This window comes from Staphylococcus sp. HMSC063F05 (assembly GCF_001837075.1).
Lineage (GTDB): Bacteria > Bacillota > Bacilli > Staphylococcales > Staphylococcaceae > Staphylococcus > Staphylococcus epidermidis.
This window is the reverse complement of record NZ_KV831308.1, coordinates 29842-47381: the sequence shown is the minus strand read 5'-3', so window position 1 is coordinate 47381 and position 17540 is coordinate 29842. Positions and strand designations below refer to the sequence as shown.

General features: G+C 35.2%; 12 protein-coding genes. 11 read left to right on the top strand and 1 reads right to left on the bottom strand.

Going from position 1 to position 17540, the window contains the following annotated elements:
• Positions 1-18 precede the first annotated feature (18 nt).
• The 9 genes from rplL to tuf all read left to right on the top strand — a co-directional run bounded on the left by rplL (position 19) and on the right by tuf (position 13946).
• Entirely contained in the window at positions 19-387 is a 369-nt protein-coding gene (gene rplL / locus HMPREF2576_RS00895) for a 50S ribosomal protein L7/L12 (protein WP_001832283.1), read from the top strand.
• A gap of 191 nt (positions 388-578) precedes the next feature.
• On the top strand, positions 579-1187 hold the full coding sequence (locus HMPREF2576_RS00890; RefSeq protein ID WP_002494716.1) for a class I SAM-dependent methyltransferase: 609 nt from the start codon (positions 579-581) through the stop codon (positions 1185-1187).
• A 215-nt stretch (positions 1188-1402) separates the two neighbouring features.
• Complete coding sequence (gene rpoB / locus HMPREF2576_RS00885) at positions 1403-4954, top strand: DNA-directed RNA polymerase subunit beta (RefSeq protein WP_001833083.1); 3552 nt, start codon at positions 1403-1405, stop codon at positions 4952-4954.
• 158 nt (positions 4955-5112) lie between these two features.
• Complete coding sequence (gene rpoC / locus HMPREF2576_RS00880) at positions 5113-8709, top strand: DNA-directed RNA polymerase subunit beta' (protein WP_002445736.1); 3597 nt, start codon at positions 5113-5115, stop codon at positions 8707-8709.
• A gap of 327 nt (positions 8710-9036) precedes the next feature.
• Complete coding sequence (locus HMPREF2576_RS00875; protein WP_001832275.1) at positions 9037-9297, top strand: ribosomal L7Ae/L30e/S12e/Gadd45 family protein; 261 nt, start codon at positions 9037-9039, stop codon at positions 9295-9297.
• A gap of 90 nt (positions 9298-9387) precedes the next feature.
• Complete coding sequence (gene rpsL / locus HMPREF2576_RS00870) at positions 9388-9801, top strand: 30S ribosomal protein S12 (RefSeq protein ID WP_001833079.1); 414 nt, start codon at positions 9388-9390, stop codon at positions 9799-9801.
• Positions 9802-9871: 70 nt separating this feature from the next.
• Complete coding sequence (rpsG, locus tag HMPREF2576_RS00865) at positions 9872-10342, top strand: 30S ribosomal protein S7 (RefSeq protein WP_001137495.1); 471 nt, start codon at positions 9872-9874, stop codon at positions 10340-10342.
• 119 nt (positions 10343-10461) lie between these two features.
• Positions 10462-12543 carry an elongation factor G gene (gene fusA, locus HMPREF2576_RS00860; RefSeq protein WP_001832287.1) on the top strand — a complete coding sequence of 694 codons (2082 nt, stop codon included), beginning with the start codon at positions 10462-10464 and terminating at the stop codon, positions 12541-12543.
• 218 nt (positions 12544-12761) lie between these two features.
• Positions 12762-13946 (top strand): elongation factor Tu, encoded by a 1185-nt coding sequence (gene tuf, locus HMPREF2576_RS00855; RefSeq protein ID WP_001832289.1) that lies wholly within the window; start codon positions 12762-12764, stop codon positions 13944-13946.
• A gap of 125 nt (positions 13947-14071) precedes the next feature.
• Here the strand turns inward: tuf and HMPREF2576_RS00850 are convergent, their stop codons facing one another.
• Positions 14072-15241 (bottom strand): M20 family metallopeptidase, encoded by a 1170-nt coding sequence (locus HMPREF2576_RS00850; protein ID WP_070856574.1) that lies wholly within the window; start codon positions 15239-15241, stop codon positions 14072-14074.
• Positions 15242-15814: 573 nt separating this feature from the next.
• On the opposite strand from HMPREF2576_RS00850, the gene HMPREF2576_RS00845 reads away from it, so the two are divergent.
• On the top strand, positions 15815-16324 hold the full coding sequence (locus tag HMPREF2576_RS00845; RefSeq protein ID WP_001832276.1) for a GNAT family N-acetyltransferase: 510 nt from the start codon (positions 15815-15817) through the stop codon (positions 16322-16324).
• A 252-nt stretch (positions 16325-16576) separates the two neighbouring features.
• The gene (locus tag HMPREF2576_RS00840; RefSeq protein WP_002438698.1) at positions 16577-17527 is read left to right on the top strand and encodes an ornithine cyclodeaminase family protein; all 951 of its coding nucleotides are present in this window, start codon (positions 16577-16579) and stop codon (positions 17525-17527) included.
• Positions 17528-17540: the final 13 nt, after the last annotated feature.

Here is a 17540-nt window from a genome sequence, read left to right as displayed (position 1 = left end):
TAATGGAGGAAATATAAAATGGCTAATCAAGAACAAATCATTGAAGCAATTAAAGAAATGTCAGTATTAGAATTAAACGATTTAGTAAAAGCAATTGAAGAAGAATTTGGTGTAACTGCAGCAGCTCCAGTAGCAGCAGCAGGTGCAGCTGGTGGCGGAGATGCAGCAGCTGAAAAAACTGAATTTGATGTTGAATTAACTTCAGCTGGATCTTCAAAAATTAAAGTTGTTAAAGCAGTTAAAGAAGCAACTGGCTTAGGATTAAAAGATGCTAAAGAATTAGTAGATGGAGCTCCTAAAGTAATTAAAGAAGCTATGCCTAAAGAAGATGCTGAAAAACTTAAAGAACAATTAGAAGAAGTTGGAGCTAGCGTAGAATTAAAATAGTTTCTACTTTCTAATTAAATAGTTAGGTTGAAAATGTATGTTTAACCTATTTAATATAGATTTCAATGCAAATACAACCTGAATTCTTTGAGAAGTTAAAACCCCGTTATTCTAATAACGGGGTTTTTCAATTAATTAATACAAGCATACTAAATGCTTTTGGATTGAATGATAAAAATAGAGGTGAAGAAATGAGTCATTATTATGATGAACAACCTGATGTTAAAAGTAACCCAAAAAGAATTAGTTATCAAATTAAAAATGCGCAACTAGAGCTTACTACTGATGCTGGAGTTTTTTCAAAAGATAATGTAGATTTTGGATCTGACTTACTAATTAAAACTTTTTTAAAAGAACATCCTCCAGGCCCAAGTAAAACCATCGCGGATGTAGGATGTGGATATGGTCCTATCGGTTTAGCAATAGGAAAAGTATCTCCACACCATCAAATCACAATGTTGGATATTAACAATAGAGCCTTGGCGTTGGCAGAAATGAATAAGACGAAAAATCAAGTGGATAATGTAACGATTATAGAAAGCGATTGTTTATCTGCTGTCAATCATCAGTGCTTTGATTACATTTTAACTAATCCCCCTATTAGAGCTGGTAAGGACATTGTTCATCGAATCTTTGAACAAGCGTTTGACAGACTCAAGACTACGGGTGAACTTTATGTCGTCATTCAAAAAAAGCAAGGTATGCCTTCAGCTAAAAAGAAAATAGAAGAACTATTTGGCAATGTAGAAATTATAGCTAAGAGTAAAGGATATTATATTTTGAAAAGTATAAAAGGTTGATTTCGAAATGGTATTCTGATATAGTTATAAAATGTAAAAATTTATGTTCAATAAGTGTGTACTTTTACGTAAAATGGATAAATTAATTAAGTGTAAATAGAAATCGAAAATGGTGTCATCATATGTGTTGCCGTTTTCTTTTTGTCTTTTCTATTATTTATTATATTCAATTGAAAAGTAAGGGTGAACACACAATTTTTGAGGGGTGAATCTGTTTGGCAGGTCAAGTTGTCCAATATGGAAGACATCGTAAACGTAGAAATTACGCGAGAATTTCAGAAGTATTAGAATTACCAAACTTAATAGAAATTCAAACAAAATCTTATGATTGGTTCCTTAAAGAAGGTTTATTAGAAATGTTCAGAGATATTTCTCCAATTGAAGATTTCACTGGCAACCTATCTTTAGAATTTGTAGATTACAGATTAGGTGAACCTAAATATGATTTAGAAGAATCAAAAAACCGTGACGCTACTTATGCTGCACCTCTTCGTGTGAAAGTGCGTCTTATTATTAAAGAAACTGGTGAAGTTAAAGAACAAGAAGTCTTCATGGGTGATTTTCCACTGATGACAGATACAGGTACGTTCGTAATTAATGGTGCTGAACGTGTTATCGTATCTCAATTAGTTCGTTCACCATCCGTGTATTTTAACGAGAAAATCGATAAAAATGGACGTGAAAACTATGATGCAACAATCATTCCTAACCGTGGTGCTTGGTTAGAGTATGAGACAGATGCTAAAGATGTTGTATATGTTCGTATCGATAGAACACGTAAATTACCATTGACTGTATTACTACGTGCGCTAGGTTTCTCAACTGATCAAGAAATTGTTGACTTATTAGGAGACAGCGAATATTTACGTAATACATTAGAAAAAGATGGGACAGAAAATACAGAACAGGCTTTATTAGAGATTTATGAACGTTTACGTCCTGGCGAACCACCAACAGTAGAAAATGCTAAAAGTTTATTATATTCTCGTTTCTTCGACCCTAAACGCTATGATTTAGCCAGTGTAGGTCGTTATAAAGCGAACAAAAAATTACACCTAAAACATCGTTTGTTCAATCAAAAATTAGCAGAACCAATTGTTAACAGTGAAACTGGTGAAATTGTTGTTGACGAAGGAACAGTGTTAGATCGTCGTAAACTTGACGAAATCATGGACGTATTAGAAACAAACGCTAATAGCGAAGTATTTGAACTTGAAGGTAGCGTAATTGACGAACCTGTAGAAATCCAATCTATTAAAGTGTATGTGCCTAACGATGAAGAAGGTCGTACGACTACTGTCATTGGTAATGCATTACCTGATTCTGAAGTTAAATGTATTACTCCAGCAGATATTGTTGCCTCAATGAGTTATTTCTTCAACTTATTGAATGGCATTGGTTATACAGATGATATTGATCATCTAGGTAATCGTCGTTTACGTTCTGTCGGTGAGCTATTACAAAATCAATTCCGTATCGGTTTATCCAGAATGGAACGTGTTGTTCGTGAAAGAATGTCAATACAAGATACAGATTCTATTACGCCACAACAACTCATTAATATCAGACCAGTTATTGCATCAATCAAAGAATTCTTTGGTAGTTCACAATTATCTCAATTCATGGACCAAGCTAACCCGTTAGCAGAGTTAACGCACAAACGTCGTTTATCTGCTCTAGGGCCTGGTGGATTAACACGTGAACGTGCTCAAATGGAAGTGCGTGACGTTCACTATTCTCACTATGGGCGTATGTGTCCAATTGAAACACCTGAGGGTCCTAATATTGGTTTAATAAACTCATTGTCAAGTTATGCTAGAGTGAATGAATTTGGTTTTATTGAAACGCCATATCGTAAAGTGGATTTAGATACAAACTCAATCACTGATCAAATAGATTATTTGACAGCTGATGAAGAGGATAGTTACGTTGTTGCACAGGCTAATTCTAGACTTGATGAAAATGGTCGTTTCTTAGATGATGAAGTTGTTTGTCGTTTCCGTGGTAATAACACTGTTATGGCTAAAGAAAAAATGGATTACATGGACGTATCACCAAAACAAGTTGTTTCAGCAGCAACAGCATGTATTCCATTCTTAGAAAATGACGACTCTAACCGTGCGTTAATGGGAGCAAACATGCAACGTCAAGCGGTGCCTTTAATGAATCCGGAAGCTCCATTTGTGGGTACAGGTATGGAACACGTAGCCGCAAGAGACTCTGGTGCTGCAATTACTGCTAAGCATAGAGGACGCGTTGAGCATGTTGAATCTAATGAAATTTTAGTTCGTCGTTTAGTCGAAGAAAATGGAACTGAACATGAAGGTGAATTAGATCGTTATCCTTTAGCGAAGTTCAAGCGTTCAAACTCTGGTACTTGTTATAACCAACGTCCGATTGTATCAATTGGTGATGTTGTTGAATACAATGAGATTTTAGCGGACGGTCCTTCAATGGAATTAGGAGAAATGGCATTAGGACGAAATGTAGTTGTCGGTTTCATGACATGGGACGGTTACAACTATGAGGATGCTGTAATTATGAGTGAACGACTAGTTAAAGATGATGTATATACATCTATTCATATTGAAGAGTATGAGTCAGAAGCTCGTGATACGAAATTAGGACCTGAGGAAATCACACGTGATATTCCAAACGTATCTGAAAGTGCACTTAAGAACTTAGATGATCGTGGTATCGTTTATGTTGGTGCAGAAGTTAAAGATGGTGACATCTTAGTAGGTAAAGTAACGCCTAAAGGTGTAACTGAATTAACAGCTGAAGAGAGATTATTACACGCTATCTTTGGTGAAAAAGCACGTGAAGTTCGTGATACATCATTACGTGTACCTCATGGTGCTGGCGGTATCGTTTTAGATGTTAAAGTCTTTAATCGTGAAGAAGGAGACGACACTCTATCTCCTGGAGTTAACCAATTAGTACGTGTATATATTGTCCAAAAACGTAAAATACATGTTGGGGACAAAATGTGTGGTCGTCACGGTAACAAAGGTGTTATTTCTAAGATTGTTCCAGAAGAAGATATGCCTTATTTACCAGATGGTCGACCAATCGATATTATGTTAAACCCATTAGGTGTACCATCACGTATGAACATTGGACAAGTATTAGAATTACATTTAGGTATGGCAGCTAAAAACTTAGGAATTCACGTTGCTTCCCCAGTGTTTGATGGTGCCAACGATGATGACGTTTGGTCAACTATCGAAGAAGCTGGAATGGCGCGTGACGGTAAAACTGTTCTATACGATGGACGAACTGGTGAACCATTCGATAATCGTATTTCAGTTGGTGTCATGTACATGCTTAAACTTGCACACATGGTAGATGATAAGTTACATGCACGTTCTACTGGACCATACTCACTTGTTACACAACAACCATTAGGTGGTAAAGCACAATTCGGTGGTCAACGTTTCGGTGAGATGGAGGTATGGGCACTTGAAGCTTATGGTGCTGCTTATACTTTACAAGAAATCTTAACTTATAAATCTGATGATACTGTAGGTCGTGTTAAAACTTACGAGTCTATAGTTAAAGGTGAGAACATTTCTAGACCTAGTGTTCCAGAATCATTCCGAGTATTGATGAAAGAACTACAAAGTTTAGGTCTAGATGTTAAAGTGATGGATGAGCATGATAATGAAATCGAAATGGCTGATGTTGATGACGAAGATGCAGCAGAACGCAAAGTAGATTTACAACAAAAGAGTGCTCCAGAATCACAAAAAGAAACTACTGATTAATAAGCACTTAAGATAACTGAAACCTTAGAGGTATGGAATGCTAGTCATTTCAACCTCTTTAAGGTATTTAATTTCAATGAATGTAATCAATCAAATAGCACAGCTAATCTAAATTGAAGGAGGTAGGCTCCTTGATTGATGTAAATAATTTCCATTATATGAAAATAGGATTAGCTTCACCTGAAAAAATTCGCTCTTGGTCTTATGGTGAAGTTAAGAAACCTGAAACAATAAATTACCGTACACTTAAGCCTGAAAAAGATGGTCTATTCTGTGAAAGAATTTTCGGACCTACTAAAGATTGGGAATGTAGTTGTGGTAAGTACAAACGTGTACGCTACAAAGGTATGGTATGTGATAGATGTGGCGTTGAAGTAACAAAATCAAAAGTGCGTCGTGAAAGAATGGGTCATATTGAATTAGCAGCACCCGTATCTCACATTTGGTATTTCAAAGGAATTCCAAGTCGTATGGGGCTATTATTAGATATGTCTCCTAGAGCATTAGAAGAAGTAATATACTTCGCTTCATATGTTGTAGTTGATCCAGGACCAACTGGACTTGAAAAGAAAACATTATTATCTGAAGCTGAATTCAGAGAATATTATGACAAGTACCCAAATCAATTTGTTGCCAAAATGGGTGCAGAAGGTATTAAAGACCTATTAGAAGAAATTGATTTAGATGAAGAATTAAAAGAGTTACGTGATGAGCTTGAATCTGCAACAGGTCAAAGATTAACACGTGCGATTAAACGTTTAGAGGTAGTTGAGTCATTTAGAAATTCTGGGAATAATCCTTCTTGGATGATTTTAGATGTATTACCTATTATACCACCTGAAATTCGTCCGATGGTTCAATTAGACGGTGGACGTTTCGCTACAAGTGATTTAAATGACTTGTATCGTCGTGTTATCAACCGTAACAACCGTTTGAAACGTTTATTAGACCTTGGAGCACCAGGTATCATCGTTCAAAATGAAAAACGTATGTTACAAGAAGCAGTCGATGCTTTAATTGACAATGGTCGTCGTGGTCGACCTGTAACAGGACCAGGTAACCGTCCATTGAAATCTCTTTCACATATGCTTAAAGGTAAGCAAGGACGTTTCCGTCAAAACTTATTAGGTAAACGTGTTGACTATTCAGGACGTTCAGTTATCGCAGTTGGACCAAGCTTGAAAATGTATCAATGTGGTTTACCAAAAGAAATGGCGCTTGAATTATTTAAACCATTCGTTATGAAAGAGTTAGTTCAACGTGAAATTGCTACAAACATTAAAAATGCTAAAAGTAAAATTGAACGTATGGACGATGAAGTTTGGGATGTGCTTGAAGATGTTATAACTGAGCATCCAGTGCTATTAAACCGTGCTCCAACATTACACAGATTAGGTATTCAGGCATTTGAACCTACTCTAGTAGAAGGTCGTGCAATTCGCCTTCACCCTCTTGTTACAACTGCTTATAATGCAGACTTTGATGGTGACCAAATGGCTGTTCACGTTCCGTTATCAAAAGAAGCTCAAGCTGAAGCACGTATGCTTATGCTTGCAGCACAAAACATCCTAAACCCTAAAGATGGTAAGCCGGTTGTAACACCATCACAAGATATGGTTTTAGGTAACTATTACCTAACATTAGAGCGAAAAGATGCCGTGAATACTGGTGCAATCTTTAACGATACTAATGAGGTTTTAAAAGCTTATGCAAATGGTTATGTACATCTACACACTCGTATTGGTGTTCATGCTAATTCATTCAATAATCCAACGTTTACTGATGAGCAAAATAGCAAAATTTTAGCTACATCAGTAGGTAAAATTATTTTCAATGAAATTATTCCTGATTCATTTGCATACATCAATGAACCAAGTCAAGCTAACCTAGAAAGAACGACACCTGATAAATACTTTGTTGATCCTACGCAATTAGGTGAAGGTGGACTAAAAGAATACTTTGATAATACAGAACTTATTGAACCTTTCAACAAAAAGTTCTTAGGAAATATCATCGCAGAAGTATTCAATAGATTTAGCATTACTGATACTTCAATGATGCTTGATAGAATGAAAGATTTAGGATTCAAATTCTCATCTAAAGCTGGTATTACTGTTGGTGTTTCTGACATTGTTGTACTTCCAGATAAACAAGACATTTTAGATGAACATGAAAAATTAGTTGAACGTGTGACTAAACAATATAATCGTGGTTTAATCACTGAAGACGAGCGTTACAATGCGGTTGTAGAAATTTGGACTGACGCAAAAGACCAAATTCAAGGCGAATTAATGCAGTCTCTTGAGAAAACTAACCCAATATTCATGATGAGTGATTCTGGTGCCCGTGGTAATGCATCAAACTTCACTCAATTAGCTGGTATGCGTGGTTTAATGGCAGCACCATCTGGTAAGATTATAGAATTACCAATCACATCTTCATTCCGTGAAGGTTTAACGGTATTAGAATACTTTATTTCTACACACGGTGCGCGTAAAGGTCTTGCCGATACAGCACTTAAAACAGCTGACTCTGGTTACCTTACTCGTCGTCTTGTTGATGTAGCACAAGATGTTATCGTTCGTGAAGAAGATTGTGGTACAGACCGTGGTTTATTAGTTTCTGATATAAAAGAAGGAACTGAAATGATTGAACCATTTATCGAACGTATCGAAGGTCGTTATTCTAAAGAAACAATTCGCCATCCTGAAACAGACGAAGTAATTATTCGTCCAGACGAATTAATAACACCAGATATTGCAAAACAAATCACTGATGCAGGTATTGAGCAAATGTATATACGCTCAGCATTTACATGTAACACACGTCATGGTGTATGTGAAAAATGTTATGGTAAAAACCTTGCTACTGGTGAAAAAGTTGAAGTGGGTGAAGCAGTTGGTACAATTGCCGCTCAATCTATCGGTGAACCAGGTACCCAACTTACAATGCGTACATTCCACACTGGTGGGGTAGCAGGAAGTGACATCACTCAAGGTCTTCCTCGTATCCAAGAAATCTTTGAGGCACGTAATCCAAAAGGTCAAGCTGTGATTACTGAAATCGAAGGTGTAGTTGATGATATTAAATTAGCAAAAGATCGCCAACAAGAAATAATTGTTAAAGGTGCTAATGAAACTAGATCTTATCTAGCATCAGGTACTTCAAGACTTAAAGTTGAAATAGGTCAATCTGTTGAACGTGGTGAAGTTCTAACAGAAGGATCAATTGAACCTAAAAACTATTTATCTGTAGCAGGCCTAAATGCAACTGAAAGTTACCTATTAAAAGAAGTACAAAAAGTTTACCGTATGCAAGGTGTTGAAATTGACGACAAACACGTTGAAGTTATGGTAAGACAAATGTTACGTAAAGTTCGCATCATTGAGGCTGGTGACACTAAATTATTACCAGGTTCATTAGTTGATATTCATAACTTTACTGACGCTAACAGAGATGCATTCAAACATCGTAAACGTCCAGCTACAGCTAAACCAGTATTACTTGGTATTACTAAAGCTTCTCTGGAAACTGAAAGCTTCTTATCAGCAGCTTCATTCCAAGAAACAACACGTGTGCTTACTGATGCAGCTATTAAAGGTAAACGTGATGATTTACTTGGTCTTAAAGAGAATGTTATTATTGGTAAGTTAATTCCTGCTGGTACTGGTATGAGACGTTACAGTGATATTCAATACGATAAAGCTACTGCACCAGTAACAGAAACAAGTGAAGAAGTTGAAACGATAGAATAACGAGTCTAATTAGATTTCGATTTATGACATTGTCACAAATCAATTATTAGGCGAAAATTATGAGCCATAAAATTCTAGTACAGAAATTTTCAGACGAAAATATTTGTGCCAGAGTTATCATTCAAGAGTGGGACGATGCGTTTAGTTTAATTTATGTCCCACTCTTTTCTTTTTTGCTACAAATTATAGATATTGTAATAATTACTATGAAATTTTGAAGTGCTTTGTATTTTATTTATAAATGCAAATATAAGTTGTTGACTACTAGTAACAAATAATGTTAATATATTAAAGGTTGATGCAAGCAGAACTTTGGAGGATATTTAGATGTCTAATGAAAAAGTTGCACGCTTTAACAAACAACAATATGTAGTTGGTCTTAAAGAAACGCTTAAAGCGTTAAAGAAAGGTCAAGTTACATCATTGATTATTGCTCAAGACGTTGAAGTTCATTTGCTAACTCGCGTGTTAAGCTATATCAATCATAAAAATATACCAGTATCATTTTTTTCTAGCCAACGTGCGTTAGGAAAATATGTAGGTATTAATGTTAATGCGACAATAGTTGCATTAATAAGTGAGAATTAGTAAGTGTTTTACTTACTAAATTTTATTTAACCTTAAAATGAACCACCTGGATGTGTGGGATTAAAAAATGAAGAGAGGAGGACATATTCAATGCCAACTATTAACCAATTAGTACGTAAACCAAGAAAAAGCAAAACGAAACAATCAGATTCACCAGCTTTAAACAGAGGTTTCAATAGTAAAAAGAAACAATTTACTAACTTAAACTCACCTCAAAAACGTGGTGTATGTACTCGTGTAGGTACAATGACCCCTAAAAAACCTAACTCTGCGTTACGTAAATATGCACGTGTGCGTTTATCAAATAACATTGAAGTTAACGCATACATTCCTGGTATCGGACACAACTTACAAGAACACAGTGTTGTACTTGTTCGTGGTGGACGAGTGAAAGACTTACCTGGTGTGCGTTACCATATCGTACGTGGTGCACTTGATACTTCAGGTGTTGATGGACGTAGACAAGGACGTTCATTATACGGAACTAAAAAACCAAAAAATTAAGTTTAAGATTACGTAAATTTTAAATATATTTTTAAATAATATACTATAATAGGAAGGGAGGATTTAGATTATGCCTCGTAAAGGATCAGTACCTAAAAGAGATGTATTACCAGATCCAATTCATAACTCTAAGTTAGTTACTAAATTAATTAACAAAATTATGTTAGACGGTAAACGTGGAACAGCTCAAAGAATTCTTTATTCTGCATTTGATCTTGTTGAACAACGTAGTGGTCGTGATGCATTAGAAGTGTTCGAAGAAGCAATTAATAATATCATGCCAGTATTAGAAGTTAAAGCTCGTCGTGTAGGTGGTTCTAACTACCAAGTACCAGTTGAGGTGCGCCCAGAACGTCGTACTACTCTTGGATTACGTTGGTTAGTTAACTATGCGCGTCTTCGTGGTGAAAAAACTATGGAAGACCGTTTAGCTAACGAAATCTTAGATGCTGCAAATAATACAGGTGGTGCAGTCAAAAAACGTGAAGACACTCACAAAATGGCTGAAGCGAACAAAGCATTTGCTCACTACCGTTGGTAAGATTAAAGCAATTACCCTGAGTGTGTTCCGTTATATGGTTTACCAATAAATGGCTCATGCTTAGGGCATCGCCATATCTATAGTACTTATTCAGTAAATACTGGAAGGAGAAAAAATACATGGCAAGAGACTTTTCTTTGAAAAATACTCGTAATATCGGTATCATGGCTCACATTGATGCTGGTAAGACAACTACGACTGAACGTATTCTTTACTACACAGGTCGTATCCATAAAATTGGTGAAACACATGAAGGTGCTTCACAAATGGACTGGATGGAACAAGAGCAAGACCGTGGTATTACTATCACATCTGCTGCTACAACTGCACAATGGCAAGGTCACCGTGTAAACATCATTGATACTCCTGGACACGTAGACTTCACAGTTGAAGTTGAACGTTCATTACGTGTACTTGATGGTGCCGTTACTGTACTTGATGCACAATCAGGTGTAGAACCTCAAACTGAAACAGTTTGGCGTCAAGCAACAACTTATGGTGTACCTCGTATTGTTTTTGTAAACAAAATGGACAAATTAGGTGCGAACTTTGAATATTCAGTAAGCACTTTACATGATCGTTTACAAGCAAATGCAGCACCTATTCAATTACCTATTGGTGCAGAAGATGAATTTGAAGCAATCATTGACTTAGTAGAAATGAAATGCTTTAAATATACAAACGACCTAGGTACAGAAATCGATGAAATCGAAATTCCAGAAGACCATAAAGAAAGAGCTGAAGAAGCTCGCGCTCAATTAATTGAAGCTGTTGCTGAAAACAACGACGATTTAATGGAGAAATATCTTGGGGATGAAGAGATTTCAGTTGATGAATTAAAAGATGCTATCCGCCAAGCTACTACTGACGTAGAATTCTACCCAGTACTTTGTGGTACAGCGTTCAAAAACAAAGGTGTTCAATTAATGCTTAATGCAGTAATTGATTATTTACCTTCACCATTAGATGTTAAACCAATTATTGGTCATCGTGCGAACAACCCTGATGAAGAAGTTGTTGCTAAACCAGATGATTCAGCAGAATTTGCTGCTTTGGCATTTAAAGTTATGACTGACCCTTATGTTGGTAAATTAACATTCTTCCGTGTATACTCAGGAACATTATCTTCAGGTTCATATGTGAAGAACTCTTCTAAAGATAAACGTGAACGTGTTGGACGTTTATTACAAATGCACGCGAACTCACGTCAAGAAATTGACACTGTTTACTCAGGTGAAATTGCAGCTGCAGTAGGCCTTAAAGAAACAGGTACTGGTGATACTTTATGTGGAGAGAAAAATGACATTATCTTGGAATCAATGGAATTCCCAGAACCAGTTATCCACTTATCAGTTGAACCAAAATCTAAAGCTGACCAAGATAAAATGACTCAAGCTTTAGTTAAATTACAAGAAGAAGACCCAACATTCCATGCACACACAGATGAAGAAACTGGACAAGTTATCATCGGTGGTATGGGTGAATTACACTTAGATATTTTAGTTGACCGTATGAAGAAAGAATTCAACGTTGAATGTAACGTAGGTGCTCCAATGGTTTCTTATCGTGAAACATTTAAACAACCTGCACAAGTTCAAGGTAAATTCTCACGTCAATCTGGTGGTCGTGGTCAATATGGTGATGTTCATATTGAATTCACTCCTAACGAAACAGGTGGCGGTTTCGAATTCGAAAACGCTATTGTTGGTGGTGTAGTTCCTCGTGAATACATTCCATCAGTTGAACAAGGTCTTAAAGATGCTATGGAAAATGGTGTCTTAGCTGGTTATCCATTAATTGATGTTAAAGCTAAATTATTTGATGGTTCTTATCATGATGTCGATTCATCTGAAATGGCCTTCAAAATTGCTGCATCATTAGCGCTTAAAGAAGCTGCTAAAAAATGTGATCCAGTTATCTTAGAACCAATGATGAAAGTTACTATCGAAATGCCTGAAGAATATATGGGTGATATCATGGGTGACGTGACTGCTCGTCGTGGACGTGTAGACGGTATGGAACCACGTGGTAATGCTCAAGTTGTTAACGCATATGTACCACTTTCAGAAATGTTTGGTTATGCAACTTCATTACGTTCTAACACGCAAGGTCGCGGTACTTACACAATGTACTTTGACCACTATGCAGAAGTTCCTAAATCAATTGCTGAAGAAATCATCAAGAAAAATAAAGGTGAATAATATAACTTGTTAAGACTAGCTATGCTAGGTTAAAATACAGGTTGAGCTTATTTATAAGCTGACATTTTTATGATTTGATTTTTAGGGGTAAATGCATTATAAAAGAATTATAAATTCTTTTATGCTACACTCAATCAATTTTCTTCTCATGATGGTGAGAAACTATCATGAGAGATAAATTTGAAATAACTTTTATTAAGAATAGGAGAGATTTAATAATGGCAAAAGAAAAATTTGATCGCTCAAAAGAACATGCCAATATTGGTACTATCGGTCACGTTGACCATGGTAAAACAACTTTAACAGCTGCTATCGCAACTGTATTAGCTAAAAATGGTGACACTGTTGCACAATCATACGATATGATTGACAACGCTCCAGAAGAAAAAGAACGTGGTATTACAATCAATACTGCACATATCGAATACCAAACTGACAAACGTCACTATGCTCACGTTGACTGCCCAGGACACGCTGACTATGTTAAAAACATGATCACTGGTGCAGCTCAAATGGACGGCGGTATCTTAGTTGTATCTGCTGCTGACGGTCCAATGCCACAAACTCGTGAACACATCTTATTATCACGTAACGTTGGTGTACCAGCATTAGTTGTATTCTTAAACAAAGTTGACATGGTAGACGACGAAGAATTATTAGAATTAGTTGAAATGGAAGTTCGTGACTTATTAAGCGAATATGACTTCCCAGGTGACGATGTACCTGTAATCGCTGGTTCTGCATTAAAAGCATTAGAAGGCGATGCTGAATACGAACAAAAAATCTTAGACTTAATGCAAGCAGTTGATGATTACATTCCAACTCCAGAACGTGATTCTGACAAACCATTCATGATGCCAGTTGAGGACGTATTCTCAATCACTGGTCGTGGTACTGTTGCTACAGGCCGTGTTGAACGTGGTCAAATCAAAGTTGGTGAAGAAGTTGAAATCATCGGTATGCACGAAACTTCTAAAACAACTGTTACTGGTGTAGAAATGTTCCGTAAATTATTAGACTACGCTGAAGCTGGTGACAACATCGGTGCTTTATTACGTGGTGTTGCACGTGAAGACGTACAACGTGGTCAAGTATTAGCTGCTCCTGGTTCTATTACACCACACACAAAATTCAAAGCTGAAGTATACGTATTATCTAAAGATGAAGGTGGACGTCACACTCCATTCTTCACTAACTATCGCCCACAATTCTATTTCCGTACTACTGACGTAACTGGTGTTGTAAACTTACCAGAAGGTACAGAAATGGTTATGCCTGGCGACAACGTTGAAATGACAGTTGAATTAATCGCTCCAATCGCTATCGAAGACGGAACTCGTTTCTCAATTCGTGAAGGTGGACGTACTGTTGGATCAGGCGTTGTAACTGAAATCTTTGAATAATATATTATTCATCAAAAAAGACTCCCATTTGGGAGTCTTTTTTTGTTATATCTCTGAATATAACTCATTCAATGTTCATTATGCTATTTTATTTAAATGATTTAATACACTTAGTTATCCTCTTGTTAAAAAACATTTTCAATTTCTAATATTTTTAAAAATTCACTAGCTGCATATTTTAATGAAGATTCATCAATGTCAAAATGAGGATTATGATGAGGTGCAGTAATGCCTTTGTCTTTATTACCACAACCAGTTAAGAAGAATGCACCAGGTCGTACTTTAAGGTAATGTGAAAAGTCCTCACCAATCATCATTAAGTCTGACTCATTAAATCTTAAATGTAAATCATTAGCTGCTTGTTTGACTACATCATATGATTGTTGATGATTGTGTACTGGTAAATAACCTTTAATATATTCCAATTCATATGTAATATCGTTTGATAAAGATAAACCTTGTAAGAGCTTATCCATTTTATTTTGAACATGACTTTGTAATTTTGTGTCAAAAGTACGTACAGTACCTTTACAAAAAGCTGTATCTGGAATAACACTATCTGTTGATCCTGCTTGAATCATTCCGAAAGTAAGAATAGCTTCCTTTACTGGATCAATTGTTCGAGAAATTATTTTTTGGGCACTTAAAATAAACTCAGCCATAATGACAATAGGGTCTATTGTTTCGTGTGGTTTTGCACCGTGACCACCTTTTCCATATATAGTCACACTAAATTCATCTGGTGAAGCCATTATTGCTCCAGGTCTAGAATAGATTGTCCCAGATGGATAACCACTCCATAAGTGTGTGCCATATATTTTATCGACATTCTGTAGACAGCCATCATCAATCATCTCTTGAGAACCACCTGGCATAATTTCCTCACCATATTGGAATATAAAAACAACATTACCTTTCAATAAATGACGATGCTCATGAACAATTTCAGCTACTCCAAGCAAAATAGCTGTATGTCCGTCATGTCCACAAGCATGCATGCACCCTTTATTTTTTGAACGATAGGGTACATCATTTAATTCTTGAACAGGTAGTGCATCGAAATCTGCTCGTAATGCAATCGTTGGTCCATTTGAATCAGATCCTTTAAAAGTTGCTTTTATACCATTACGTCCAACTGGTGTTTCTATGGTGCATGCTAATTGGCTCAATTGATTTACAATAAAATCATGCGTACGTTTTTCCTCAAAAGAAAGTTCTGGGTATTGATGCAAATATCGTCGTAATTGCACCATTCTCTTTTCTTTATTACTTGCTAATTGAAACCAATCAAACACATGTATCACTTCTTCCATCTTAATTATTGATATTAGTATATCATTATTGTTTTAGCTTAAATAGACTTTGTTTTGTTATTAAGATATCACACGTTTTTTACACTATCTATTAAGATTTGGAAACATTAAAATGATTAAATATAAATGAATAGCCCCATAAAAATACAACACAAATCATAATACCTCACTTAAAATTAATAAGAAAAAATCGTCCATAAAATTTTTGTTATTAACTGTTATTATAGAAGATAAAGTTTATGTAAAAGTATTCAAAAATATGTAGAATACTAAAATACTAGGTAGTGATGTGAATTAGGCGTATTTCTAAGAATTTAATTGGTATACGACATTTTAATATTATATGAAGTTCTGGCTAAAGGAATATTAGAATTAGTAATTATAGTTTATTAGAAGTGGAAAAAATTAAAAAGTAAGAAAATTATTATAAAATAATACCTTAACTTATCTGTATAAATATAAAATTATTATGATATAGTTTGTTATAATTTTTGATGTTCACAGTTAATCACATTAAAATAGAGTTATCAATAATATAAGTTATGGGGTATTTAAGTGGAGGAAATAAGACCAATAACCTATCAAGATAAAGAGGCATACTATTATTATATTCAAGAGTGGTATGAAAATGAGGAAAAAGTGGTACCAGGGAATACAGATATTGCCAATTATAGTTCATTTAACAATATGGTTGATCGGCTTAATTGTAGTGAAGTTGATGAGGGTTTTGTACCGACTACAACACTATTTTATTTTAAAGATTCAATTATTATAGGTGCTGTTGATATCAGACATCAATTAAATGATAAACTATCTAATATTGGTGGTCATGTGGGATACGGTGTAGCTAAATCTTATAGAGGGAAAGGTTACGCTACTATCCTTCTAGAAAAGGCTTTAGATGAACTTAAGACATTAAATGTAGAGGTCGTACTTATGACTTGTAATCCACTTAATTTTGCTTCTCAAACAGTGATGAAGAAATGTGGTGGATATCAAATTGAATCCTATATTAAAAAAAATGGTAAACCTGTTCATCGATATCATATACCTAATACAAAATAATCATGATTATTAAGAATATATTGTGATAAAGCAAATATATGATTTTTATTTTTAAAATGATTAGAAGAAAAGAGCTTTTTAAAGTCAATATTATTTGAGATAGGAGCTTAGACTTTTAAGTTTATTTAAGCAAAAGAATTTTAATGGAGACTTACGATTTAACACATCTTGTTATATTAAACTTTGTGAAAAACTTAACCATCTAAATAATCCTATATAATACATTAAACGCGTGGGGGGGGATTCATAATAATGAAATATATAGATGAGCAAACACAAGCTCAATTATTAGACATGAATGAAGTCATTTTAGAAGTAGAAAAAGCTTTGCAAGCTTTTTCAGAGAATAAGACGATAACGCCATTAAGATATGTTTTGCCATTTAATGAGCAAAATCGTTATTTAGTGATGCCAGCATTATCAGATGAATTAAATATCGTTGGACTTAAAACAGTCTCATTTGCACCTGAAAATTCAAAAAAAGGGAAAGCGACTATTACTGGATCAGTTATTTTAAGTGACTATGAAACAGGAGAAACATTGTCTATATTAGATGGTGGTTTTCTTACTAAAGTAAGAACTGGTGCAATTTCAGGTGTAGCTACTAAATATCTAGCAAAAGAAAACGCTAAAACACTTAGTGTAATAGGGGCAGGTGTACAAGCTGAAGGTTTAATTGAAGCGATACTTGCTGTTAGAGATATTGAAAAAATTCACATCGCAAGTAGAACGTTCGAAAAAGCAGAAAAATTTGCTCAAAATATACGAAATCGATTTAATATTAAAGTGAGTGTATTTAGATCGGCAGATGAAGCGATAGACAGTGCAGATATTGTAGTTACAGCAACAAATGCAAATCAGCCCGTTTATACTCATTCTTTACATCCAGGCGTGCATTTAAATGCAGTCGGATCCTTTAAACCAGATATGCAAGAAATACCTTCAGAAACAATGCTTGTTGCTAATAAAATTGTTGTTGAATCTATGGAAGCAGCTTTAGAAGAAACAGGTGATTTAAAAATTCCTCAAGCAGAAGGAATATTAACTAAAAATATGCTACATAGTGAATTAGGCGACATTATTTCTGGTGAAAAAGTTGGCCGCGAAACTGAAGAAGAAGTGACAGTCTTTAAATCGGTCGGTCTAGCAATTGTAGATATCATTGTGGCACAATATTTTTATAAAAAATTAATACAATCTTAGGTTAAATCAATGT

What these genes read in the sequence shown, in the direction of transcription:
- rplL (WP_001832283.1), top strand. Translation starts at nt 19, where the DNA reads ATGGCTAATCAAGAACAAATCATTGAAGCAATTAAAGAAATGTCAGTA.
- HMPREF2576_RS00890 (WP_002494716.1), top strand. Translation starts at nt 579, where the DNA reads ATGAGTCATTATTATGATGAACAACCTGATGTTAAAAGTAACCCAAAA.
- rpoC (WP_002445736.1), top strand. Translation starts at nt 5,113, where the DNA reads ATGAAAATAGGATTAGCTTCACCTGAAAAAATTCGCTCTTGGTCTTAT.
- HMPREF2576_RS00875 (WP_001832275.1), top strand. Translation starts at nt 9,037, where the DNA reads ATGTCTAATGAAAAAGTTGCACGCTTTAACAAACAACAATATGTAGTT.
- rpsL (WP_001833079.1), top strand. Translation starts at nt 9,388, where the DNA reads ATGCCAACTATTAACCAATTAGTACGTAAACCAAGAAAAAGCAAAACG.
- rpsG (WP_001137495.1), top strand. Translation starts at nt 9,872, where the DNA reads ATGCCTCGTAAAGGATCAGTACCTAAAAGAGATGTATTACCAGATCCA.
- fusA (WP_001832287.1), top strand. Translation starts at nt 10,462, where the DNA reads ATGGCAAGAGACTTTTCTTTGAAAAATACTCGTAATATCGGTATCATG.
- tuf (WP_001832289.1), top strand. Translation starts at nt 12,762, where the DNA reads ATGGCAAAAGAAAAATTTGATCGCTCAAAAGAACATGCCAATATTGGT.
- HMPREF2576_RS00840 (WP_002438698.1), top strand. Translation starts at nt 16,577, where the DNA reads ATGAAATATATAGATGAGCAAACACAAGCTCAATTATTAGACATGAAT.